Origin of the sequence: Rhizocola hellebori, from assembly GCF_016862955.1 — a bacterium.
GTDB lineage: Bacteria > Actinomycetota > Actinomycetes > Mycobacteriales > Micromonosporaceae > Rhizocola > Rhizocola hellebori.
Genome location: NZ_BONY01000002.1, coordinates 225,277 through 248,103, shown reverse-complemented (window position 1 = coordinate 248,103; position 22,827 = coordinate 225,277). Strand labels below are relative to the sequence as shown.

General features: G+C 68.2%; 18 protein-coding genes. 8 read left to right on the top strand and 10 right to left on the bottom strand.

All coding sequences use genetic code 11. The features are described from left to right. Positions 1-70: 70 nt before the first annotated feature. Positions 71-2,188: an MrcB family domain-containing protein gene (locus Rhe02_RS02980; RefSeq protein ID WP_203906465.1), complete on the top strand. Its 2,118-nt coding sequence runs from the start codon at positions 71-73 to the stop codon at positions 2,186-2,188. Between the two features lie 37 nt (positions 2,189-2,225). Here Rhe02_RS02980 and Rhe02_RS02975 read toward each other — a convergent pair whose 3' ends face one another. Both Rhe02_RS02975 and Rhe02_RS02970 read right to left on the bottom strand, forming a co-directional pair. Next, positions 2,226-2,639, bottom strand: coding sequence for a hypothetical protein (locus Rhe02_RS02975; protein ID WP_203906464.1), 414 nt, complete (start codon positions 2,637-2,639; stop codon positions 2,226-2,228). A 154-nt stretch (positions 2,640-2,793) separates the two neighbouring features. Further along, positions 2,794-3,537: a DUF899 family protein gene (locus tag Rhe02_RS02970; protein ID WP_203906463.1), complete on the bottom strand. Its 744-nt coding sequence runs from the start codon at positions 3,535-3,537 to the stop codon at positions 2,794-2,796. 60 nt (positions 3,538-3,597) lie between these two features. Between Rhe02_RS02970 and Rhe02_RS02965 the strand changes: the two genes are divergently transcribed. Further along, positions 3,598-4,410 carry an alpha/beta fold hydrolase gene (locus Rhe02_RS02965; RefSeq protein ID WP_203906462.1) on the top strand — a complete coding sequence of 271 codons (813 nt, stop codon included), beginning with the start codon at positions 3,598-3,600 and terminating at the stop codon, positions 4,408-4,410. Between the two features lie 7 nt (positions 4,411-4,417). Here Rhe02_RS02965 and Rhe02_RS02960 read toward each other — a convergent pair whose 3' ends face one another. Continuing rightward, positions 4,418-4,786, bottom strand: coding sequence for a VOC family protein (locus Rhe02_RS02960; protein ID WP_203906461.1), 369 nt, complete (start codon positions 4,784-4,786; stop codon positions 4,418-4,420). A 220-nt stretch (positions 4,787-5,006) separates the two neighbouring features. On the opposite strand from Rhe02_RS02960, the gene Rhe02_RS02955 reads away from it, so the two are divergent. From Rhe02_RS02955 to Rhe02_RS02940, 4 genes are read left to right on the top strand one after another with little or no spacing between them, the layout of a single operon-like run. Next, positions 5,007-5,792, top strand: a complete 786-nt coding sequence (locus Rhe02_RS02955) for a UvrB/UvrC motif-containing protein (protein ID WP_203906460.1) — start codon at positions 5,007-5,009, stop codon at positions 5,790-5,792. A 58-nt stretch (positions 5,793-5,850) separates the two neighbouring features. After that, on the top strand, positions 5,851-6,984 hold the full coding sequence (locus Rhe02_RS02950) for a hypothetical protein (RefSeq protein ID WP_203906459.1): 1,134 nt from the start codon (positions 5,851-5,853) through the stop codon (positions 6,982-6,984). Then, positions 6,981-8,483, top strand: coding sequence for a hypothetical protein (locus Rhe02_RS02945; RefSeq protein WP_203906458.1), 1,503 nt, complete (start codon positions 6,981-6,983; stop codon positions 8,481-8,483). The genes Rhe02_RS02950 and Rhe02_RS02945 overlap by 4 nt, the downstream gene beginning before the upstream one ends. Then, positions 8,474-9,802 (top strand): AAA family ATPase, encoded by a 1,329-nt coding sequence (locus Rhe02_RS02940; protein WP_373320576.1) that lies wholly within the window; start codon positions 8,474-8,476, stop codon positions 9,800-9,802. Before Rhe02_RS02945 ends, Rhe02_RS02940 begins: the two co-directional genes overlap by 10 nt. Here Rhe02_RS02940 and Rhe02_RS02935 read toward each other — a convergent pair whose 3' ends face one another. From Rhe02_RS02935 to Rhe02_RS02920, 4 genes are read right to left on the bottom strand one after another with little or no spacing between them, the layout of a single operon-like run. Further along, positions 9,803-11,020 carry a hypothetical protein gene (locus Rhe02_RS02935; RefSeq protein ID WP_203906457.1) on the bottom strand — a complete coding sequence of 406 codons (1,218 nt, stop codon included), beginning with the start codon at positions 11,018-11,020 and terminating at the stop codon, positions 9,803-9,805. Beyond that, positions 11,017-11,436: a hypothetical protein gene (locus Rhe02_RS02930; RefSeq protein ID WP_203906456.1), complete on the bottom strand. Its 420-nt coding sequence runs from the start codon at positions 11,434-11,436 to the stop codon at positions 11,017-11,019. The genes Rhe02_RS02935 and Rhe02_RS02930 overlap by 4 nt, the downstream gene beginning before the upstream one ends. Positions 11,437-11,481: 45 nt before the next feature. Continuing rightward, positions 11,482-12,891, bottom strand: a complete 1,410-nt coding sequence (locus tag Rhe02_RS02925) for a HAMP domain-containing sensor histidine kinase (protein WP_203906455.1) — start codon at positions 12,889-12,891, stop codon at positions 11,482-11,484. Continuing rightward, a complete protein-coding gene (locus Rhe02_RS02920) occupies positions 12,891-13,607 on the bottom strand; it encodes a response regulator transcription factor (protein ID WP_275411038.1) in 717 nt (238 codons plus the stop codon). The genes Rhe02_RS02925 and Rhe02_RS02920 overlap by 1 nt, the downstream gene beginning before the upstream one ends. A gap of 62 nt (positions 13,608-13,669) precedes the next feature. Between Rhe02_RS02920 and Rhe02_RS02915 the strand changes: the two genes are divergently transcribed. Beyond that, positions 13,670-15,568 carry a Xaa-Pro dipeptidyl-peptidase gene (locus tag Rhe02_RS02915; protein ID WP_203906454.1) on the top strand — a complete coding sequence of 633 codons (1,899 nt, stop codon included), beginning with the start codon at positions 13,670-13,672 and terminating at the stop codon, positions 15,566-15,568. Positions 15,569-15,613: 45 nt separating this feature from the next. Here the strand turns inward: Rhe02_RS02915 and Rhe02_RS02910 are convergent, their stop codons facing one another. Further along, positions 15,614-16,393: a class I SAM-dependent methyltransferase gene (locus tag Rhe02_RS02910; protein WP_203906453.1), complete on the bottom strand. Its 780-nt coding sequence runs from the start codon at positions 16,391-16,393 to the stop codon at positions 15,614-15,616. Positions 16,394-16,478: 85 nt separating this feature from the next. Here Rhe02_RS02910 and Rhe02_RS02905 point away from each other — a divergent pair, with 85 nt between their 5' ends. Further along, positions 16,479-17,552: an ABC transporter substrate-binding protein gene (locus Rhe02_RS02905; protein ID WP_203906452.1), complete on the top strand. Its 1,074-nt coding sequence runs from the start codon at positions 16,479-16,481 to the stop codon at positions 17,550-17,552. Positions 17,553-17,560: 8 nt separating this feature from the next. Here the strand turns inward: Rhe02_RS02905 and Rhe02_RS02900 are convergent, their stop codons facing one another. Continuing rightward, the gene (locus tag Rhe02_RS02900) at positions 17,561-20,461 is read right to left on the bottom strand and encodes an NB-ARC domain-containing protein (protein WP_203906451.1); all 2,901 of its coding nucleotides are present in this window, start codon (positions 20,459-20,461) and stop codon (positions 17,561-17,563) included. 9 nt (positions 20,462-20,470) lie between these two features. Continuing rightward, positions 20,471-22,771: an AAA family ATPase gene (locus Rhe02_RS02895; RefSeq protein ID WP_203906450.1), complete on the bottom strand. Its 2,301-nt coding sequence runs from the start codon at positions 22,769-22,771 to the stop codon at positions 20,471-20,473. Between the last annotated feature and the right edge of the window lie 56 nt (positions 22,772-22,827).

The following is a 22,827-nucleotide window of genomic DNA, read 5'->3' as shown; positions in this document are numbered from 1 at the left end:
TCGATTCCCACCACACATCGCGGCCGACTGACCCCCCTTCGGCACGCGATCGATACGAGAGGAATCCGGCGTGCGGCTGCGCAAGCTGATCGGCGAGATCGGTGCCCAGTACGACCGGCAGTTGCCGATGTCGAGCCAGGCACATCGTTTGCTGGGCCAGGCACAAGACCAGTTCAGGCAATGGATTCCAGCCGGCCACCTGGTCGAATGCTTCGGCGGAAGCGGGGAACCCGCGGTCACACCGATGATCGCCATCTTCCATCCGGAAGAAACGACGACTATCCGACACGGCATTTTTGTCGCCTACTTGTTCGCCGAGGACATGAGCACCGTGACGCTCACCCTCAACCAGGGCGTGGGCGAGATGGCCGATCATCTCGGGCGGGCCCAGGCGCGGACGGTGGTGGCGATGCAGGCGGCCGCGATCCGTGCGGTGATGCGCCCCGCCGACATCGGCGACCTGAGCGTCGCCTTTGACCTGCAATCCACCGCGGCGTTGTCGGTGGATTTCGAGCATGCCAACATCGTGTCGCTCACCTACCGCCTAGACAGCCTGTCGTCCGAGTCGGCGATGGTGGCCGATCTGCAGCAGTTCGTCCGGCTCTACACCCTGGCGCTGGAAGCGCGCGAAGTGGCCCGCCGCAATGGCCGCCACGAGCTCATCACCTCGACCCGCCGCCCAACGCCCGACCGGCCCACCGCGCCCGACGTGAAGCCGGTGACCAAGCAGCCCGCCACCTCTGAGGTGAAGCCGCTGGCCGAACCGGCAGCCAACCGGCCCGCCGCGGCGGAGGCCAAGCAGCCTGCCGCGGCCGAGGCTAAGCAGCCTGGCGGGTCTGAGGCCAAGCGGCCTGCCGCGGCCGAGGCTAAGCAGCCTGGCGGGTCCGAGGCCAAGCGGCCTGGCGGGTCCGAGGCCAAGCGGCCTGGCGGGTCTGGGGCCAACCGGCCTGCTGCGTCGGATGTCAAAGCGGCCGAGTTGGCTGCCCAGGCAATTGCCGCGGCAGAGGTCAAGGCGCTGGCTGAGGCGGCGGCTGGGCAGCTCGCCGCGCCCGAAGTCAAACCGCGGGCCAAGCGGCGTGCCGCCGCGAAGGCCAAGCCGCTGGCTGAAACGGCGGCCAGCCAGCCCGCCCCGCCCGAGGTCAAACCGGCGGGCAAGCAGCCCGTCGCGGCTGAGGCCGAACCCGTGGTGAAACAGGCTGCGGTCAAGGCGACGGTCGAGGGGGCGGCTGAGTCCGCGGCGGCGAGCCCGGATGAGAAGGCTTTGCCGGCATCGGACACCTCGCTGCAGGTGCTCGTGACGGACACCAAGGCGGGCCGCAAGCCCAGGGCGCTGGCCGGCACGGTGACGCGTCGCGGGATCTTGGCCGCTCTTGTCGCCGCACCGATCGCTTACGCGGCGCCCACGACGGCAGCCTCCAAGATCGAGGGCCTGGTCACGCGGACACCGCTGCGGCCCAAGACCGCGCCGGTGTTCACGATCGATGTCAGCCAGCACGACTGGAATCGGCGCGGCGGAAACCTTGACTGGGCTCGCATCCGGGGCGCCGGGATAGCCGGAATGTGTGCCCGGGCCAGCTATGGCGATCCGGAGGGATACCAGTGGCCCACCTACCATTTCGCCAGCTTCTCCCGCGCGGCCAGAGAGGCCGGGATGGGCTTGCGTGGCGGCTACCACAACCTGGTGCGCGGCGATCAGGCCTCGATCAACCGTCAGGTCGACTGGCTGCGCCGCGAGCTGGATAGGAACCGTGCGAACTGGGCCATGCTCGACATCGAGCGCTACTCCGAGCTGATCAAGGCCGAGATGTGGCCGCGCTGGGAGGACGTGCGCCGCTTCGACGACCGGTGGGCCGAGGTCGACAACCGGATATTGGTGGCATACCTGCCGCCGTGGAACTGGTCCAAACATCTGGGCCAGCCTGATCTGCGCGAGTTCCGCGGGCCGCTGATCGCGTCTAACTATCCGCGGGAAGCCAACGAGGACTTTAAGGAGCTTTACGAACAGATCGGCGGCAACGACGGGCGCGGCTGGGCGGAGTACGGCAACCGGGTGCCCGAGGGCTGGCAGTACAGCTCGCGGGCGAAGGTGCCCGGCGCGCCCAACATCTGCGACGTCAACGCGTGGCGGATCAGCTATGAGGAGCTGAAAGCGATGCTGACCGGCACGGGCCAACGGGCTGAAGGCTAGGAAGAGGCCGAGCACTTCCCAGCTCGGCCTCGACCTTTTAGAAGTACAACGTCGGGGAGGCGACGTGCACTGTTGTGCTACCGACCGTGACCTTGCTGACGTTCATGTAGGTCCGGCCGATGTACTTCACGCCGACGCAGTAGTACTTGGCGGTCTGCTGGGCGCCGATCGACGTCGTCCGCGTTCCGCTGCAGGAGAAGAGAATGCTCTGCGTGAAGTAGGAGATGTTCCAGGTCACCGACCTGCTGATGGTGGACCTGTTGGTGATCTGGAGCTCGTACCACATCTGGCCCTGATCGGTGTCGTCGATGCAGGCGCGGAATAGGAACGACCCGTTGATGTCCGATGAGCCGCAAACGAAGGTGGCGGCCGATGCGGTCGAGGGGACAGCGAAGACCCCCGCGATCATCAGCAGGACCGCGGCGAGCCGGGTGGTCAGCCTTACTGACATGCAATTCCCCCATGGGTTCGGATAGCAAAGCGGCTGCTTCTTTGCAGCGGAGCCCATTGTGGAGATCACGTGATCTTGACGCAAGAACATTAACCCCTGCACGAAACACGCAGCCCAACTGTCCAATGTGGTGGGCCGCCGGGACAAGCCGCGGTTACGCTGAGGTGCCGAGGTCGTCGCTGTGGCCGGCGTGGATTCGTGACCACTGGGCGGTGGGACGGCCGTCCTGCCGGAACTGGCCCCCGGTGGCATTCCAGTGCTGCGGCCAGCCTTTGGGCGAGTCCTCCCAGAATTCCTGCCGGCCGTAGACGGTCAGGTCCAGCAGCCCGTAGGACGGCGCCATCCGCTCGTTGCCGCGGCCGGTGGTCCAGTAGGTCTCGTAGACCTTGTCGTCGTCGCGCAGATAGGTGACGAGGATGCCGAAGAACCTGTTGGCCACCAACCGGTCCACAGACTCTTGCGGCACCGAGTACCAGGGAATGGTCCAGCCCATGAAGTCGCGATAGCGCGAGCTCTCCTCGTAGGGTCCCTCGCAGAAGGTGGCGTAGCTGACGTCGCGTGAGTGCAGGTAGGACAACTCGTTGATGTGGGAGGTGGAGAAGGTGCAGCCCTCGCACTGCTGCGCCGCGGGCTTGCCGGTATGCCACATCTGGAAGTAGGCGATCAGCTGGGACCGGCCGTCGAAGATGTCGATCAACGGCACCGGGCCGTCGGCGCCGATAAGCGGGGTCTGCGCATCGACTTGCACCATCGGCAGCCGGCGGCGTTGCGCGGCCAATGCGTCCCCGGCCCTGGTGTGGGCCTTTTCCTTGAACCGAAGTTCGTCGATCCTCGCCTGCCAGGTCTGCCGATCGGCGATCTGCGGAAGGGCATGCTCAGCTTCCGGCATCTCTGTCATATCACCCTTTCTACCCCGGCCGGAGGATACGTAACAACACCTTTCGCTACGATCGCCGGAATGGATAGCGGATACGTTCCCGTCCCCGGGGGAGAGCTGTATTTCGAGCGCGTTGGCGCCGGGTCGCCCATCGTCCTCGTCCACGCCGGGATAGCCGATCTGACGATGTGGGAGCCACAGGTCGAAGAATTCTCGAAGGACCACACCGTGGTGCGCTTCGACAGCCGTGGCTTCGGCCGGTCGAGATCCGAGGCCGTGGAGTTCTCACCGATAGATGATCTTCGTGCCGTTCTGGATCGGCTGCAGATCGCCGATGCCGTTCTGGTGGGCTGCTCACGCGGTGGCCAGCACAGCCTTGACTTCACTCTCGCGTCGCCGGATCGGGTGGCCGCGCTGGTCTGGGTATGCGGCGGTGTCAGCGGCTCGCAACACCAGGGCCCGGCCGAGCAGACCGCGATCTTCGATCGGATTGAAGCACTGTGGACGGCCAAGGACTGGGAAGCGCTGGTCGATCTGGAGACACAGGTGTGGGTCGATGGCCCACTGCAGCCCGAAGGACGCGCGCCGGATGCTGTGCGGCAGAAGGTCCGGCAGATGATCTACGAGATCGAGACCAGGAAGGAACCCGAACCGACCATCCTGCCGACCCCGAATCCCGCGGCGGCACGCCTCGCCGAAGTCGCCTGCCCGCTGCTGGTGGTCATCGGCGCATTGGACACCTCGGGCACCCGCGCTTCGGCCGACCTGCTCACCGAAGGGGTGGCCGGCGTGGAGCGGATCGATTTTCCCGACTCCGCGCACGTGCCGAGCATGGAACACCCGCAACGGTTCAACGCCGCCCTGCGCGAATTCCTGGACCGGCACGGTCTATAGCCGAGGCTCAGCCCGTGAAGAGGGTGGATCGGTCCACCATGCACAGGCGGTTGCCGTAGGGATCCCGAAGATAGAAGGAACGCTCGCCCCAGGGCTGGACAGCGATCGGGTCATCGATCTGCGCGTCCAGCCCGATCGCTCGCTGTTGCACGGATTCGAGGTCGTCGACGGCGAAGTAGATCGGCTCCGGATTGGGCTGGGCGTCCCACGGGTCGGTGTCGTCACGTGGGCTGAACAGGGCCAGGATGGTGCCCTCGCAGTCGAGGTAGTGCCGCCCGCTGGATACGCGTTTTCCGTTGAGCCCCAACAGGTTCTCATAGAACCGGGCAGCGGCGTCAATGTCCGACACCGGAACGATCACCCTGAACAATCGCATCGAAGACCTCCCGTCGATCGCGGCGCAATTTGCGCACATTCTGCGCCATCGGATCGGCCGTGGAAGGCGGGGGTCGGTGCCGGAAGCCGATCGTCCGGAATCCCGATTACGGTCGCCAGTGGTCCCGAGGCACGGGGGCACGGGACCGTCGCGGCGAACTGTCGGTAATCCATCGGAGTGGGGATTAGTGGAAAACACTGGAAGGCTATAAGCTGCTGCGGTGGCCGACCCTTTAGGGATCGAGGAGCTCGACCAGCGGATTTCGGAGGTCAAGACCGAAATCCGCAAAGCGGTGTCGGCACAGGACTTCGCGCAGGCATCGCGGCTGCGCACTCAGCTGCGGGCGCTGGAGGCGCAATGGCACGGCGCGCTGGAGCTGGCCGAATCGTCGGTCTCCGGCAAGCCCGGCAACATGCAGCTACCGGTACGAGAAACGGTGCACCAGATCCTCACCCTGCTCGCGGTGCCCGCCGCGCCGCGCACCATCGTCGCGGTGCACGCGGCGTTCTTCGCAGGTGAGCTGGCCGGCAGCCAGCTGACCTATCTGCGCCGAGACGAGGAGCGCTCGTTTCGCACGGCGCCCCATGGCCGGCCCTACTACCTGTGCAGCGCGCTGACCTACGACCGGCTCACCGCGGCGCGGGGTCTGATCGCCGTGTCGAGCTGGCCACTGCACCGGCGCATCGTGGGCACCCTGTCGGCGAGGGTGGACTATCTGCGCAGCGCCATCAAGCTCGCCGAGCACATCGATCGCACCGATCGGCCGAGCCCGGCGGCGCAACGGCTGCTGTGGCAGGTGGCCGCGGGCATCCCCAACGCGTCGGCCAGCTTCGGCGACGCGCGGCCCGCCTCAGTGATCGAGGCGGCCACCGCCGAACTGTCCGTTCACGACGATGACGACCGAGTGCAGCGCGAGCAGGCGGCACGGCGCGCCCGCAAGCAGCTCGGCGACGCCGAGCAGCTGTTCGGCGCCCCCACTCTGAGTGCCGTAAGGAAAGCCGGATGACGCCGCGCGTCGGCCTGTGTCCCCGCGAAGGCGCAGGCGTAGGCAAGGGAAACCCAACATGAGCACACAGCTGCGCCTCGACGCCCTGCGCGGTTCCGGGGTCATCGCCAAGCCGCACAACGCGCGCACCATCGCCGCGCTGACCCGCAATCCGGGCTGCACGCGCCGCGCGGTGATGGATGCCGCCGGGGTGGACAAGGACAAGACCGCGGCCGCCACCGGTCATCCGGCCTCGATCGGCAAGCTGTCCCCGCTGGCGGTGGCGCGCGGGCAGGGGTTCGAGGCGCGGGTGAAAAGCCAGGGCGGCGCGGAGCTGCTGCGGCTGTTGCGCGAGAACCTGGGCCTGCCCATCCCGCAAGCCCATTACCTGGATCTGGGTGGCGATGACGACTCGGTGATAGGCGGGCGTTACCTGCGTTCCCGCTCGGCGCTGGCCGCCAGCGCCGACAGTGGCCCCGACGCGGGCACCCTGTTCGACCATCCGATGCTGCGGCTGCAGATCGCCGGGGTGTGGGTGTACCTGGAGCCGGACATGGTGGCGTTCCGGCTGGAGGACAAGTTCTACATCATCGAGATCAAGTCGTTCGCGATCGTGGACGGGGTGGCCGATCCCGGCGACGTGACCCGGGCCGCCATCCAGTCGTCGGTCTATGTGCTGGCGCTGCGCAACCTGCTGGCCGACGCCGGACACGACCCGAACCTGGTCGCCGATCAGGTGATTCTGGTGTGCCCCAAGGACTTCTCCAACCAGCCCACCGCCCACTTCGTCGACGTGCGCAAGCAGCTGACCGTGCTGCGCCGTCAGCTGGCCCGGATGGCCGACATCGACCGGCTGCTGGACTCGCTGCCCGACGGTGTCACCTTCGACCTGGCCCCCGACGCGCATGGCCTGCCCACCCGCAGCGCCGCCGATCTGGCCCACGCGCTGCGCAGTGTCGAGGCCCGTTACGCGCCGGAGTGCCTTTCCGCGTGCGAGCTGGCCCTGTTCTGCCGCCACGACGCCCATGACGCCCACAGCACGGCCGCGCTGGGCCGCACCGTGCGCGAGGAGCTCGGCGGCGTCGACTGCACCAGCACCGCGGTCGCTCTGGGCACCGGCACGCTGGTGCCCACCGACGATCTGGTGCAGGCCGCGGAGACCCTCCGGGCCGCCCACGCTCTGCGCACCGCCATCCTGGGGCAGCTCGCGTGAGCACGCTGACCTCCTACGCGCGGGCGCTGGCCGCGGAAACCGGCCAGGCCAAGCGCTTGGGCACGGTGCGGCACCTGCACGTGCACGACCGGCCGCTGGTCATCGTGCCGCTCACGCTGGCCGGGGAAACCAACGCGCCGGTCGCCGCGATGGCCGGGTCGCAGCATGACAAACCGACCGTCATCGTGGCCGGCCAGCCGCGGATGCGCAGCAAACGCCTCGATTTCGCCGCCGAGCTGGCCGAGGTGGTGCTGCCGTTCATCACCGAATGCGCGCAGCGCATCGAATACGTGCCCACCGGACGCGACGGCTCCGAGATGCGCACCCGGATGGCCGACGCGCCGCAGCTGTGGGTGCCCAACCCCGGTGGCATCAGCTACCTGCGGATGCTCGGGCGGATGACGCGGCTGCGCAAAACCGTTGGCGAGTATGCGGTGCCGCTGCCTGTACCGGAAATGGGAAAATGGCTGACCTGGTTTGCTGAGCAGTCCGAATTCGCCGACACCAGCCTGCTGCAGGCCACCACGCGGGCTCTCAGCGGCGTGTGGGCGACCGGTCAGTCCAGTGTGGAGGATGGCAACCTCGCTGCCCTCATGGCGTGGATCGCGCCGCCGCCCGGCCAGAGCGGCGCGCAGGCGGCCAGACGCGCCGAAGATCCGGTCACCTGCCCGCCCGCGGGGCCGAGCACCGATCCCACCTTCGACGCGGTGGTGCTCAAACCGGCCCTGGACGCCATCGACAAAGCCACCTCCGACGCCGCGCGGGCCCGGCTGCTGCAACGGCTCGCCGACGACCTGACCGGCCAGCTGCAGCCCACCTGGGACCTGGTGTGGCAGGCCATCGAGGCGTTGCGGGCGATACCGGCCGGAAACCATGTGCCGCACCGGTGGGAAAGAGATCGCGACAACTTCGGCGGCTACTACCAGCATCTGGCCTCCGACGGACGCCCGCAGGCGCGCCGCGACAACGCCGAGCGCAGCGCCCGGCGGCTCAACGACCTCGAGCGCCGCCTCGCCCTCTACGACGCGCAACGCGCCTTCGACGACCCGATGGTGATGGCCGAGTACAGGATGGGCGGAGATGCCTTCTGCGGCAACGTCATCCATGCCGAGCCGGACCGCACGGTCAAGCCCGGCAACCGGCGTCAGCTGCGCCCGCTGATCGTCGTGCAGACCACCGACCCGCTGCGGCTGCTGCCCGGTGACGCCGATTTGACCGACCAGCAGCGTCCAAAGCAGACAGCCACCATCCTCGATGTCCAGCACAGCGGCACGGCGACCCACGTGACGCTGGAGCTGAGCGGCAGCATGGGACGCGGCCTGACCGCGACCCCGGGATCGGTGCCGGAGCGGGGCGGCACGGTCACCTACAGCAGGCTACGCACCGGATACAGTGCACCAGGCGCGTTCCCCGACCGGGATTCCATCCCGTGGACCCACGGCGGGCCACCGGCCCAGCACATCGCCACCGAGGACGACGCCCGCGAGGAGTGGTCGTGAGCCTGCAACCCGCCATCGCCCGATCCAACGCGGCGATCGCCGACATCCACGACACCTATACGGCGCAAGGCCATCGGGCCGTCGTCGTCAACTCCGGCCCGGGCGCGGGAAAGTCACGCCTCGTCGTGCACACCGCCACCACCATCGCGGAGGGCCGCGAACCGGTCGTGGTCATCGCTCAGACCAACAGCCAGTGCGACGACCTCATCGACCGCATGGCCGCTGCCGCACCGACGATTCCGCTGGGACGGCTGTGTAAAGACGGCTATATCGCCCCTGTGCACTTCGCCGGGCACCCCAACACCAAGGTTTCGGCTCGCATCGACGACCTGCGCGAGTGCCGCATCATCATCGGCACCGCCGCCAAGTGGGTGCACATCACCTCCGGCCAGTGGCCGTGGGCGATCATCGACGAGGCGTACCAGATGCGTTCGGACATGTTGCTGCGCATAGCGGGCCGCTTCGAGCGCATGCTGTTCGTGGGCGATCCCGGCCAGCTGGACCCGTTTTCCACCGTCGAGATCGACCGGTGGGCGGGGTTGCCCTGGAACCCCATGCAAAGCGCCGTCGCCACCCTGCTGCGCAACAACCCGGGCATCCCGCAGAAGCAGCTCCCGTTGTCCTGGCGGCTTTCCCCGTCGGCGACCAGCCTGGTCGCGCCCGCGTTCTATCCATTTGCTGGCTTCGATGCCGCCACTACCCCGGAGATGCGCAAGCTGCACCTGCCGGTAAGCGGCATTGGCGGTGCCGTCGACGACGTCCTGCACACCGCCGCCACCACCGGATGGGCGCTCTACGAGCTGCCGTCGCGCAACACCATCCGCACCGACGCCGAAGCCGTGCACGCCACCGCTTCCATCGCCGCGCGCGTGCTGCAACGCGGCGCGGAAACCTATTGTGAGACCAACCCCGGGGGCGCAGTGGTGCGTCCCGACCGCATCGCCGTCGGCGCTGCCCACCGTGATCAAGTGGCCGCGATCCGCAACGAGCTGGCCGCCATGGGCGCCGGGGCGATCCGGGTCGACACCGCGAATCGCTTGCAGGGAGCGGAATATGACGTCACCGTCGTGCTGCATCCGCTGTCGGGCCGCCGCGACGCCACCGCTTTTCATCTGGAAACCGGCCGCCTGTGCGTGCTCGCCTCCCGCCATCGCCACGCGTGCATAGTGGTGGCCCGTGCCGGAATCCCGGAGCTGCTCGACGCCCATCCCTCGGTGGAACCCATGTACCTCGACGATCTGGTGAAGTTCCCCGACGGCTGGGAGGCCAACCAGGCGGTGCTGGCCCACCTGGCCGGCCACAGCGTGCGGTCCACCTAACTACGATCCGTTCTGCCAAGGCTTGCCGTGCTTGGAGTTGTAGTCGTAGGCCCACTTCTGGTCGATGCTTTCGGCATACGGTCCGCCCGGATTGCCGACCGTCCACACGTGCATCATCTCCGGCATGGTGGCCCCGATGGACAGCGCTGAGCATCCGCCGAAGGGCGAGGGCAGACCCGCTCCCGGCGGCAGCGGGGTCAGGCAGATGTTGTGCGCGTGCCAGCGGGTGATGGCCGCTCCCGGCTCGGGCCCGGGACGCCCGGCGACCGGCATGCGGTAGACCGCGCCCAGCAGGCTGGCCTTGCCGTCGGCGATCACATAGACCAGCGCCTGCGGATGGTCGGCGTCGAGGATGTAGGCCTTGCTGTCAAAGGACTTGTTCTCCAGATGGACCTCGGTGCCGGCGGTGGCCCCGCTGGGCTGGTATCCGGCGGCGATCGCGGCATGGATGTCGGTGAAGCGGGCGATGGATGCCTGCGTTTTGGTGGCAAGCTGTTCGGCGGCACGTATCTGCTCGGTGGTCGGATGATGGTCGGCGAGCGCACGCATGATGACCCCGGCTTGGGCGCGGGCGGCGTGGTCGTGCTGGTGGCCGTCGTCGTGCGGGGCGTCGACGACCTCGCCGGAGGTGCCGCCGCCCTTGGTCAGCGTGGCGTCGAGGTCACTGGCCTGGTGCGCGGCGAAGGAGCTGATCCAGATCACCAGGCCGACGAGCACCACGCTGCCCACGGTGGCCGTGCTGGCGGCCGCGCGGCGCAAACGGCGGGTGGACGGCCCGTTGCAGGCCAGGGCGAACAGCATCAGTTCATCGAGCGCGGTGAGGATGCCGACCTGGTCGGGTTCTTCGCCGCCGGCGGTGATGACTATCAGGTACCCGATGAGGTTGGCGGTCACGAGCAGGGCCGTCAGCAAGCGCCAGGAACGCTGGCGCAACACGCGGGTGGCCAGCCACAGGTAGGCGGCGCCCGCGGCCACGAATCCCAAGGTGAGCAAGGCATTGTCGTGGTGGCCGATCGGCAGCGCCAGATGCAGGATCCCGGTCGCGGCCAGCCCCGCGATGGCCCACCGCTGGGTCAGCGGCAGCGGTGGCCCAGCGGCCGGCTGATGTCCGGTCAGCGGGCGGCCGAACCACCAGATCACCGGCAGGAGCGCGGTCACGATGAGGGCCGCCGCGTGATCGGGGGCCACTCCCGCCCAGAACGTCTGCCATGGACTCATCGGGCTGCCTCCGGTACCGGATGATGCTGCTGTTGGGTTGTCAAAAGCTGTGCGCACAACAGGATCAGGGTGATCGGCAGAGCGATCTGCGTGATCAGGCCGGTCAGCGTGAGCGTGTGGTCCAGCTGCGGAATCAGGCCGACCAGGGAGCTGGCCACGAATCCGGTCAAGCCCAGAGCGGACACCACGATGGTGGCCATCAGCGCCCAGCGGCGCTGGGCGGCGACCTTGCGGGCCAGCACCAGGAGCAGGATGGCCTTGCCGATGGGCAGCACCGCATACCAGGGGCTGGCCATGAGCACTATTTCGCCGAACATCGCCAGCAGGGTGAAGCCGGCCGTCATCAGCAGCAGCAACCGGATCAGCTCGGCTCGCCCGACGCGGCGATCGGCGGTCGCCAACGGTGCGTTTGTCATGATGGCCAGCCTGACGGCGGCCGATGATGCGGTGATGAGAGCCGGTTAAGAATTCGATGAGCCCACCGGGGCGCCCGCCGCCGGCAGATCGACGGTGAAGGTGGCGCCCCCGGAACCGTTGGTGCCGGCCCAGATCCGGCCATGGTGCGCCTGCGCCAGCGAACGGGCTATGGCCAGACCCAAACCAGTGCCTTCTTGGTGGGTACCGGGATGGGCCCGCACGAACCGGCCGAAAATACGTTCGTGCATGTCGGGTGGAATGCCGTGCCCGTCGTCGGCGACCTGCAGCGAAACGGTGGTGGCGGTGGCGGCCAGCGTCATCCAGATCTGACCGCCCTCGCCGGTGTGGGCGACAGCGTTGTCGATGAGGATACGCAGCAGCCGCCGCAGCCCGTCCTCGTCGCCGCGCACCCGGGCCGGCGCCGTCTGGGTGTGGAAGCGGCGGCCCGGGTGGGTCCGGGTGGCCTGGGCCGCGACGTCGGCCACCAGCGCCGAAACGTCGACGTCACCCACGGACAGCGGCTGGCTGCTGTCGGCACGAGCCAGCGTGAGCAGGTCGGTCACGAGCCGCGTCATGCGCTGGCTCTCCAGATCGATGTCGGACACCGCGGCGGCGACGTCCGGCGGATCGGCGTCGGGGTGGGCACGCAGGAACCCGGCGTTGCTGCGGATGGTCGCCAACGGCGTGCGCAGCTCGTGCGAAGCGTCCGCGGTGAACCTCTGCTGGGCGGCCAGCGCGGTGCTGAGCCTGGCATGAGCGTGCTGAAGCCGGTCCATCATGGCGTTGAAGCTTGCCGTCAGCCGGCCGAGATGGTCGAGCCGCTTCACCGGCGGCAGGCGGCGGGTCAGATCCGCGGAGCGGCCAACCTCGTCCGCGGTCGTCGCCAGGTGCCGCAACGGGCGCAGCGCGCGCCCGGTGGCCAGCCAGATCGCCACCGATGCGGCCAGCAGCGCGATGAAATCGGCGATCACGATGATGACCACCACCCCGGCCTGATCGGTGCGCAGCCTGCTCGCCGCCTGTGCGGTGACCACATAGCCGGACCGGTCGGCGCGCTGCCAGGGGCGCACGTGCACGCGCAGCCCGCCGCCGGCCGGCAGGGTGCGCTGGGCCGTGCCGGCCTGGGTGGCCTGCGCCAGCAGGTCGGCGGGTACCACCAGCGGCGCGCCGTCGACCAGGCCGGTGGTGGCCAGCACGGCGCCCTGCGAGTCGAGCACCATCACCACAATGTCCTTGCCCGCCAAGGCATCCACCGGCGTCAGCGGGGTCTGCACGGTCAGCTCGCGGGCCGCCTGCACGCTCGCGGCCGCGCCGGCAGCACGGTCACGCAGCTCCTGGTCCTGGCTGCCGGGCACGCTGCCGATCAGCAGCAGGCCGAACAGGCCCGAGGTCACCAGCAGCACGAGGCACACGACACCGATGCCGTACCAGGTGATGCGGGCGCGGATCGACATCACGCCGCCGCCCGTAACACGTAACCGGCTCCCCTTACGGTGTGCAGGATCCGCGGCTCGCCGCCTGCCTCCAATTTGGATCGCAAATAGCCCACATAAACGTCTACTACATTGCTCGACGCCGCGGACCCGCCGCCCCACACGGCTTGCAGCAGCTGTTCGCGCGACAGCACGTGCCGGTGGTGGCGAAGGAAGAAGCACAGCAGGTCAAATTCCAGTGCGGTCAAACCGATGTCCCGGGATCCGCGCTGAACCTGCCGGGTCACCGGATCGACCAGAACGTCCTCGGCCACAAGCTGTGCGGAGGCGGCCGCGCCCGGGAGTGACCTGCGCCGCAGCAGCGCCCTTACCCGTGCCTGCAGCTCTTCGAAGGCAAAGGGTTTCACCAGATAGTCGTCCGCGCCCGCGTCGAGTCCGGCGACCCGGTCGGCGGTGGCGTCGCGCGCGGTGAGCATGAGGACCATCGGGGCCACACCGTCGGGGGTCAACCCGCGCAACGCTTTGCACACCTCAAGCCCGTCCAGGCCGGGCAGGCCAAGATCGAGAATTACCACCTCCGGCAGGTGGCGCGCGGCATGCGCCAGCGCGGCCGGTCCGTCGTGCACCACGGCGACGGCGTACCCCGAATACTCCAGGCACCGGCGAACCGAGGCGGCCAGCGCCGGATCGTCCTCGACGACCAGCATCCGTTCACCGGTGGACGACTGTATGGTCACAGCGCAGACCCTACCGCGCGGCCACCCATAGACATCAATTAATGGCGATGTCATCATGGGCCATGCCTCGCATTATCCTGCTCTGCGCGCTCGCCCTGTTCGGGACCACCGCGTTGGCGGCGCCCGCCTCGGCCGCCCCGGCCGCTCTGTTCAGCGACCCGGTCTACGACTACACCACCGCCATCCGTGAGACCGTATACGTCGACACGACCCTCGACAACGACGGCAACGGCACCCCGGACAGGGTGGTCGCCGACATCATCCGGCCCCGTGAGGCGGCCACCGCCGGGGTGAAGGTGCCGGTCATCATGGACGCTTCGCCCTACTACCAATGCTGCGGACGGGGCAACGAGTCCGAGAAGAAGGTCTACGCCGCCGACGGGACAGTGACGAAGTTCCCGCTTTACTACGACAACTACTTCGTGCCGCGCGGGTACGCGTACATCGCGGCCGATCTGGCCGGCACCAGCCGCTCCACGGGATGCGAGGACGTCGGCGGCACCGAGGAGGTGCAGGGCGCCAAGGCGGTCGTCGATTGGCTCAACGGCCGGGCGGTCGGCCGGACCGCGAGCGGGACAGTGGTGACCGCGTCCGCCTGGGCCACCGGCAAGGTCGGCATGATCGGCAAGTCGTGGGACGGGACGATCGCCAACGCGGTCGCCGCCACCGGCGTACCGGGGCTGGAGACCATCGTGCCGATCAGCGCGATCTCCAGCTGGTACGACTACAACCGGGTCAACGGAATGGTGAACCCGAAGGTCAGCTCGGTGCCGAGCCTGCACAGCACCGTCAACGGCCGCCCCTCAGGCACGTGCACGGCCGTGTCCAGCGCGCTGAGCAGTGGCGCCGTGAGCAACGGCAACTACAACTCGTTCTGGAACGCCCGCAACTACGCCATTTCGGCGGCTTCGGTCCACGCCAGCGTCTTCGTGGTGCACGGCATGAACGACCTCAACGTGCAGGGCGTGCACTTCGGGCAGTGGTGGGATGCGCTGGCGGCCAACAACGTGCCGCGCAAGATCTGGCTGTCCCAGGAGGGCCACGTCGACCCGTTCGACTTCCGGCGTGCGGCCTGGGTGGACACCCTGCACCGCTGGTTCGACTTCTGGTTGCTGGGCATCGACAACGGCATCATGACCGAGCCGATGGCGGACGTGGAGCGGGCCGCCGACGTCTGGCAGACCAGCGCGCAGTGGCCGCCGTCCGCCACCACCACGGTCAACTATGTGTTGCAGGGCACCGGCAACCCGGGCGTGCTCGCGTCTTCCGGAGCGGGGTCGGGCAGCCTGTCGCTGACCGATGCGCCATCGCTGAGCGAGGCCAATGCGGTCAGCTCGCCGACGACCAGCCGCACCGGACGCAGGGTTTACCAGACCCCGGTGCTCACCTCGGCGGTGCGTGTCGCCGGTACCCCGACGATCACGCTGCGGGTGCGCTCGAGCAAGGCGACCACCACGTTGACCGCCAAGCTCGTCGCCTACGGGACGGCAACCCGGGTCAACTACCGCGCATCGGGCGAAGGCATCAGCACCCTGACCACCCAGTCGTGCTGGGGTTCGTCCTCGAGCACCGATGACGCCTGTTATCGCGACACCGCCAAAGTCGTGTCCAGCGCCGCGCAACAGGTGATTTCCCGCGGCTGGATGGACGGGCAGCACCGCGATTCACTGACCACCACCACAGCCATGAACACCAGCACCTTCTACACGATCACCTTCAAGCTGCGCCCGATCGACCAGGTCATCGCGGCCGGGCAGCGGCTCGGAGTGGTGCTCACCCTCAGCGACCCCGAATTCGTCTCCAACCACTCCACCGGCGCGACGGTCACCTTCGACCTGGCCGGCAGCGTGCTCAAGCTGCCGATCGCCCCGGCGGACGGTCTGGCGGCGCAGTCGCTGACCGCGGCGCCGGTCGTGGTGGACGACGAGTGGAGCACCACGGCGGGCACCCGATTCCAGTAACGGCTTGACACAGGGCCGCGATCGTCGACGACGATCGCGGCCCTTTCACGCATGTGCCGTCTCGATGAGGTAGGCGCTCGTGCGGTTGGAGTTCTCGGCTGCGGTGGCGTCGGTGAGAAGGCGAAGGAACCGGGCGCGGGCTCGGTGCTGTGTCTCCTGATCGGCTTGCCGCATAGGCTGCCCGAACTCGCCGGCCGTCACCCGATCCCATGCCGCGGCATCGCTTTGCAGCAGGGGCTGATGGTGCTCGACAACGCTCAGATGCGCGACCCTCAGCCCGGCCGCGGCAGTGACGAGGCGGAGGCCGTCCACAGTGGCCAGTGCCGCAGTGGGGTCGGGCAGGATGACTCCCTCCTCGGCCGCGGCCAGCCTGACGAGGCGCGGCAGAGTCAGGCCGCCTTCGGTCCACGCCGTGAAGATGATCCGCCCGTGCCGGGTGACGCGCCGCCACTCGGCAAGCGCACGCGCAGGCTCACGGAAGTAAGGCATGGCCGACACACAGATCGTCAGGTCGAACATGTTGTCCTGGAAGGGGAGCTGATTGGCGTCGGCCTGGCGCAAAACTGTCCGGGCGGCAAGTGGTTTGCGCGCGGCCTGAGCGAGCATGCCCGAGGAGATGTCCACGCCGGTGAAGGAGGCCTTGCTGCCAAGCGAAATCATGGCCTCGATGGCGAGGCCGGTGCCCGTGGCGACATCGAGCACCAGCTCGGCCGGACTGGCCATGGCCAGCTGGGCCGCCTGCCCGGCAAGCCAGCGCGGCACGGCACTGTCGTCATAGGTGGCGGCGGCGCGATCAAATCGATCGGCGACCTCATTTCCTTTCATGGCCGCATTGTGTACCAGCCCGAGCCACCGCGCACCGCGCAGCGGATGAGATCATCGTGTGACACCGGCCGCACGGGGAGACGCTATGAAGCCATCATCTGTCCAGATCGGCGTGCTCGTTCCGCTGAGCCGGCCCGGCTGGGTCGAGGCGGGTGGGCACCTGCTTGCCGGGCTCGAGCTGGGCGCTCGCGACGTCAACGATGCCGGCGGCATCGGCGGAAGACCGTTGGAGCTGGTGGTCCGGGACACCGCGGCCGATGCGCAGCAGGCCGCGGCGGCCGTGGACGAACTGGCCGGACTCGGCGTGGTCGCTCTGGCGGGGGAGTATCACAGCGTCGTGGCTCGCGCCGCTGCCGCCCGGGCCGACGCCCTCGGCCTGCCGTTCCTTTGCTCGTCCGCGGTTCTCGACGCGCTCACCGAACAGCCCACGCCATGGGTCGCGCGCCTTGCCCCGGCACAGTCGCACGGCTGGCAGATCTACGCGGACTTCCTCCTCGATGCGGGCCACCACAGAATCGCGGTAGCAGCCCAGCCGAGCGTGTATTGGGCAGCGGGGGCCGCCATCCTGCGCGACCGCCTCGCCGCAAGCGCAGGCACCGTCATCGAGCTGGACATGCGCGTGCTAGAGCCCGCGGACGTGTGCGGCGAACTGGCCGGCAATGGCGCGACGGCACTGCTCCTCCTGGTCGGCCATCCGGAGCCGGCGGCATCGATCGTCAAGGCTGTCCGAGGCGACCATCGCCTTACCGATGTCCTGATTGGTGCTCCGGCCGGGCAACCGGAGTTCGCCGAGTGGGCGACATTGCTCGGCGACGACGGGGCCGCGATCCCTTTCCTGCGTTACCTGCCCGAGCGCCTCAGCCCCCTGGGCGCCCGAGTCGAAACCGCGCTGCGTGAGCGCCTGGGCCAGCCTCCATCGTTCGTCGCCTTCGAGGGCTACGACACCGTCGCCGTCCTCGCCGACATGATGCGTTCACACGGCGCGGACAGCGCGCGCCTGGCCGAATCCTGGCCACACGTGGCGGTCGAAGGCACCCGCGGGCGGATTCAGTTCACCCGCGTCCCCGGCATCAGCGTCTGGCAATGGGCTTGGCCGCCCACCCAAATCGTTGAGCGAGATCCGGCGTCTGATCGCTTCCGGGTCCGTCATACCGGCTGACCCGCCGCCTATCCGTGCGGGTTTGGCCTGCGGCCTGCCGGCCGCTTGGATTCGCGTGGGGCGGGAAGGCTGTCGGTCTGGGCGATGAGCTCGTCCTGCCAAGCGATTTCGGCTGTCCGGTCGGCCGGCGGGCCCTCGATGCGGCTGTGGCGCGACGGCATCGCTGTGCCCCAGTCGCCGCTATGCCTTTCCGCGTTGGCCTCCAGTAGCTTGTTGACGTTGGTTTGCGATGTCCAGTCGCAGGTCTGGGAGAACAGCATGCTGGCCGTCAGCAGCTCACGAAATCCGCCGGACAGGTCGCCGCGGCGCAGCCTGAGCTCTCCTCTGGCTCGCAAAATCCTTGCCCGCAAAGGAAGGTAGGCGATGTCCGCGCGGTCGATGCGGCGGCTTACCTCATCCGCGGCCTGATCGCAGGCCAGTTGCGCCTCCACGTAGAGCTTGGCGGCGGTCAGCGCCCGCGCCAGCAGGCACCTGGACCGGATGATCCCGGCCGTGTCATCGATCTGCTTGAAGGCCAGCAGCGCGTCGGTGGCCCGCCGGATCGCCTGGCGCACCAGCTCTTTGCCCACCTGGGGCTCTTCGCGGGTGGCCGAGTCCTCGGGCGTGCCGTAGAGCGGCGACTCTGCCGTGCGCTGGTGCAGACACAGCCGGGCCAGCCGGTAGTTGAGGCTGGCCACCCGGCGAAGATCTCCGTCGCTGAGCCTGAGCTCCTTGAGCAGGGGTTGCCCGGCCGAAGACCAGTTGAGCTGGCGGCGTTCAAGCTCGGACTGGATCAGGTGGTAGCGGTACCGGCTCATGTCATCGAGGCGCTCGTCGCTAAGTTCCTCGGAGGGCAGCGGTGTCATAGCGATGTGATGCAGCTCGGCGCGCAGGATCTTGAGCAGTCGCTTCTCGGCCGGGTCGTTGGCCTCACACGCCCAGGTCAGTGCGTAGGCCAGCGAGCTTCCGGCCTGATCGTAGGCGGCCGCTTGCAGGTAGGCCTCGGCGCGTTTGCGGTGGACCACGCAATGCCTTACCTGCCATGGCGTCTTCTTGTCAGCGAGCTTGGCGAGCATGCTGTCGGCCAGCCGGGCGACTCTGTCGAGAACGGCGAACCCCTCTTGGTAGCGCTCAACTTCAATGAGCATGGACGCCTTGGCCAGCAGGGTGTCGGCCTCACCCAGCGGGCTGTTGTCCCGTTGCGCGGCCTGTACGCCCAGCTCGAGGGCGGCCAGAGCCTGGGCGATGTCGACTCCACCCACGACACAGCCGCCCGCGCGGGCCGCGATTTTCCAGCAGGTAGCCCATCGCTGGGTGGCCGAGGCGAGCCGGATCACCCGTAGCACGCTTGGGTATTCGGCGCGGATGATGTCCAGCCAGGAGGCTGCCGGATGGTCGACGGAATCCGAGTCGTGGTCGACCAGACGTTCTTCGATGGTCTTGAGCAGGTCGTTGTCCCAAAATTCGAGCGCCTTGCGCCGCTCTACCTTCGGCACCTGGAAGTCTTGCTGGGCAAGCAGTCTCACCAGCGGGTTGAAGCGGTACCTTACGGCTGAAGGGGTGCGTGGGGTGTCGATGACATCGAGCATCCGCACCTCGGCGAGATAGGCGAGGGTGTTCTCCGCCTCTTCGGGCCGCACCTGCGACAGCAGATGCAGCGCACGGGCTTGGAAGCTGGAGGAGGGCACCAGGGTCAGCCATTGCAGCGCTGCGCGCTCGGCGGGCAGCAGCCGCCGGTACTCGCTGAAAATCCTGTCCTTGACCTTGCGATTTTCGGTGTCGAGCAGATCGAGCCGGGTGCGTTCGTCACGCAGCATGTCGGCGATGTCATTGAGGTCCGCGCCCGCTGCGACCCGCTCCCCGGCCGAACGCAGGGCCAGCGGCAGCCGCCCGCAGAAATGCACAATCTCCGCAGCCGCTTCGGACCTGGTCTCCTCGGGCAGCTGAGCAGCGGCCCGCAGAATGTCGAGCCCCTCATCGATGTCGGGCTCAGCCAGCTCGTAGCAGGCCGTGCCGGGCATCCTCACCCCGAGGTCGCGATCGCTGGTCACGAAAACGGTGCAGCCGGAACCGATCGGCAGGATCTCCCAGAGATAGTTCTGATGGCGCACATCGTCGAAAACGAACAGGATCCGGCGATGCGCGGTCAGCGATCGCATGAGCTTCAACCGGTCGGCCGGCAGCGGCGGAATCTCGCGCTCGGGCCACTTGAGCGCCTCCAGGCACGTTTTCAGAACCTCGGACGCGGGCTTGGCCGCGCCCACGGTACGGGTGTCGATGTAGACCACACCGCCGGAGTATCGGTCGAGCACCTGATGCGCCACCGCGCAAACCACTTCGCTCTTGCCGCATCCGGGTTTGCCTTGCACAAAGATGATCAGTGGGCGAGAGCCCGCGATCTGCTCACGACGGCGGTGCGACAGCCGGGAGAAGCGATGTGACGGTCTTTGGCTGCTGAGTTTTTCGTGTACCGAATAAAGCTCCTCGATGACCTGTGGCCGCTGGCGAAGCACGGCCTGCTGGCCGGGCAGCGGCGCGATCTCCGGCCGGACCACCCACCTGAGCCGGCGAATGTCGCGCAAGCGGCGTCCCAGGCGGCTGGTGAGCGCGCGCATCCGGTGCCTGTCCCACCGGCTGACCGATGCCCCCTTGCGGATCCCCTCGCCCGGCGTGGTGGCGATGGGACCGGCCTCGGGCCGGCTCAGCTGGTTGACCGCCGCCCGGACCACCTCCTCGAGCAGCAGGGTGGCGAAAAGGGTGCCGATCCCGATGAGAATCGACTCCCAGACCTGCTTGGCGTTCGGATCGTCCAGGCCCAGGACAAAGGTTGACGCGGCGATGGCCCCCGCGAGCACCGCCGCGATCAGCACCCGGGGTGAGGGCATCCGTTGGCGCAGCCAATTTCCTTGTCGCCCCGAAGGTTTGGTCATCATGGCCGCCTACTGCGCCGGGCTCATCGATCGCACAGCAAGGGCTGGGTCGCCGGTCCAGGATCCGTTGCCCCACCTCTTCAAGCCGCGCAGGATCTGCCGGGCTTTGTTTCCCTCCTCCCAGTCGCCGGTGCTTTCCAGGCTGCTGACCGCCAGCACGAGATGGCGCTTGGCCTGCCCCCTGTTGCCCAGCTGCTGCTGCGCCTCGGCCAGCGCGATCGCGGCCCTGGCGTTGGCCGACATGTCCCCGCACGTGACGAAGGTGGCCAGAGCCTCTTCAAGCAGGGCAAGGGAATCGCGTGCCCGGCCCATCTTCAGCAGGGTCATGCCGCCCAGCAGCCGGCAGTGCGCAGCGCCGTAGCGGTGCCCGAGATCGGTGAAGGTGTCGGTGCCCTGCAACGCGAAGCGCCGCGAATCCAGATAGTCGCCGGAGAGCTGGCAGACATAGGCGCGCTGGTGGTCGATCCAGCCCCGCCACAGCCGCAGATCGCCCTGACCGGCCAGCACGTGGGCGAAGTGGAGCAGACCGGCCGCCTCGGTGGTAGCACCTTGCAGGGTGCGTACGACGGCCTCGGCCCACATCACGCCCACCAGCTGGCGATGGCCGGCCGCCTGGCGTTCATGGCAATACTCCATCGCCTCTTGGATGCTGGCGTCGGCGGCCTTGAACCGGCCCAGATGCGCCTGGACCACGGCGAGCCGGCGCAGGATCCTTACCCGCTCCGGGCGGTCCGCGGCCTTGTTCGCCGCGGCCAGCGCCCGCCGCAGGGTTTCCTGGGCGTCGCCGTTGGGCGACATCATGAACTGCAGCGTGCCGAGACAGCGCAGCGCGCGCGGCGTCACCTCACGCTCATCCAGCCGCAGCGCGGACATGGCCAGATCCCACGACTCTTCGATCGAACCGAGCTCGGCATGAATCTCAGCCAGCGCAGCGAAGGCGAGGCCCTCGTCACGGCGGGCGTTGCTGGACCGCTGGGCCCTGACCAAGGCGAGCACATCCCGGGCGCCGTTGAGCGCGTCGAGCAGCTGCCCCTTTTCCAGCCTGGTATAGACGTTGGCGCGCAGCAATGCCGCCGGGTCCTTGCTTGCCCGTGCCTCCTGCGCGGCGGTGAGCAACGCCTTCGCGCGGTCCTGCTCGGCAAGCGGCACCTCGATGCCGAGCCGCCGCAACGCATAGGAGCGCACATGCTCGAGCATCCGGAAGGTGGGCACCCCGGCGACATCCTTGGTACGCCGCTCGACCAGGCCGGCGTGGGCGAGGCGATCGGCGATCTGCCACGCTTCGCTCTCGGTCATGCCCTGCATCGCCTGCAGATGCCACGGCGAAAACTCGGCGGTGGTAAGCAGAGCCAGCTGGCGCAGCGCGGTGCGCTCCGGTGAGGTGAGCAACGCATAACACACGTCGAGCGTGCCGCCGGGCAACGGGGCGAGCCGGTCCACCCGCTGCAGCACCAGATCCAGGCTCCACTGTGGACGCACCGCGAGCGCCGCGCCGGTCAGGCACACCGCCAGCGGAATCCCCGCGGCGATGTCCACTATCCGTTGCGCCTGAGCCGGTTCGTCCTTCAGCCGCGGATCGTCGAGCATGGAATCCAGCAGATCCAGCGCCTCCGACGGCTCCAGCGGGCGCAGGTCGATGCGGGCGTCGGTGCGTACGTCGGTGAGAAACTGGTGACAGGTAACGATAATGGCGCTTGAGCCGCGTGCCGGCAGCAGCTGGTTGACGGTCTGGGAATCGGCCGCATCGTCGAGGATGGCAAGGAATCGCCTGCCCCTGGTGAGCTCCCGCCAGGCGGTAGCCTCGTTGGCGTCGATCGCCTCGCGCGGCCCCTTCAACGCCCCCACCATGTCGCCGAGAATCTCGCGGGCGGAGCGGCCCTCAAGCATCTCGTAGAGCTGGCCGTCGGGGAATCTGCCGGCCAGCCTGTCCGCGGCCGCCAATGCCAGCGCCGTCTTGCCGATCCCGGCCGGTCCGGTGATCTGGATGACCAAGGGGCCACCGTGGGAACGCTGGTGCAGCGCCGCTTCCAGATTGTCGAGATCGGTCTGCCTGCCGACGACTTTGCCGATCTGAGGTGGCAACTCCTGCGGCACCAGGAGACGGTGCCGTGAGCTTGGCCAGCCGGACCAGTCGGACTTGCGCGCCTGCCAGAATTCGATGGCTAACAGGATGAGGGCATTGAGCCCGGCGGCGATGAGGATCCACCAACCGGCCCGGTGATTGACCACCATAAAGGTGGCCACGATGATCGCCACCAACGCGGCGGCCCGGAGCAGATTCGCCAGTATCCTGCGCAGACGAAAGTCCATATGTCGAGCTCCGCTCCCGGTAGGGGCATCCGACCGACCTGCGTCGCATCGCCGAT

Excerpts from the sequence above, each read along its gene's own strand:
- Rhe02_RS02900 (WP_203906451.1), bottom strand. The coding sequence starts at position 20,461 with ATGACCAAACCTTCGGGGCGACAAGGAAATTGGCTGCGCCAACGGATG.
- Rhe02_RS02965 (WP_203906462.1), top strand. The coding sequence starts at position 3,598 with ATGGATAGCGGATACGTTCCCGTCCCCGGGGGAGAGCTGTATTTCGAG.
- Rhe02_RS02950 (WP_203906459.1), top strand. The coding sequence starts at position 5,851 with ATGAGCACACAGCTGCGCCTCGACGCCCTGCGCGGTTCCGGGGTCATC.
- Rhe02_RS02930 (WP_203906456.1), bottom strand. The coding sequence starts at position 11,436 with ATGACAAACGCACCGTTGGCGACCGCCGATCGCCGCGTCGGGCGAGCC.
- Rhe02_RS02910 (WP_203906453.1), bottom strand. The coding sequence starts at position 16,393 with ATGAAAGGAAATGAGGTCGCCGATCGATTTGATCGCGCCGCCGCCACC.
- Rhe02_RS02975 (WP_203906464.1), bottom strand. The coding sequence starts at position 2,639 with ATGTCAGTAAGGCTGACCACCCGGCTCGCCGCGGTCCTGCTGATGATC.
- Rhe02_RS02935 (WP_203906457.1), bottom strand. The coding sequence starts at position 11,020 with ATGAGTCCATGGCAGACGTTCTGGGCGGGAGTGGCCCCCGATCACGCG.
- Rhe02_RS02915 (WP_203906454.1), top strand. The coding sequence starts at position 13,670 with ATGCCTCGCATTATCCTGCTCTGCGCGCTCGCCCTGTTCGGGACCACC.
- Rhe02_RS02905 (WP_203906452.1), top strand. The coding sequence starts at position 16,479 with ATGAAGCCATCATCTGTCCAGATCGGCGTGCTCGTTCCGCTGAGCCGG.
- Rhe02_RS02970 (WP_203906463.1), bottom strand. The coding sequence starts at position 3,537 with ATGACAGAGATGCCGGAAGCTGAGCATGCCCTTCCGCAGATCGCCGAT.
- Rhe02_RS02895 (WP_203906450.1), bottom strand. The coding sequence starts at position 22,771 with ATGGACTTTCGTCTGCGCAGGATACTGGCGAATCTGCTCCGGGCCGCC.
- Rhe02_RS02960 (WP_203906461.1), bottom strand. The coding sequence starts at position 4,786 with ATGCGATTGTTCAGGGTGATCGTTCCGGTGTCGGACATTGACGCCGCT.
- Rhe02_RS02925 (WP_203906455.1), bottom strand. The coding sequence starts at position 12,891 with ATGTCGATCCGCGCCCGCATCACCTGGTACGGCATCGGTGTCGTGTGC.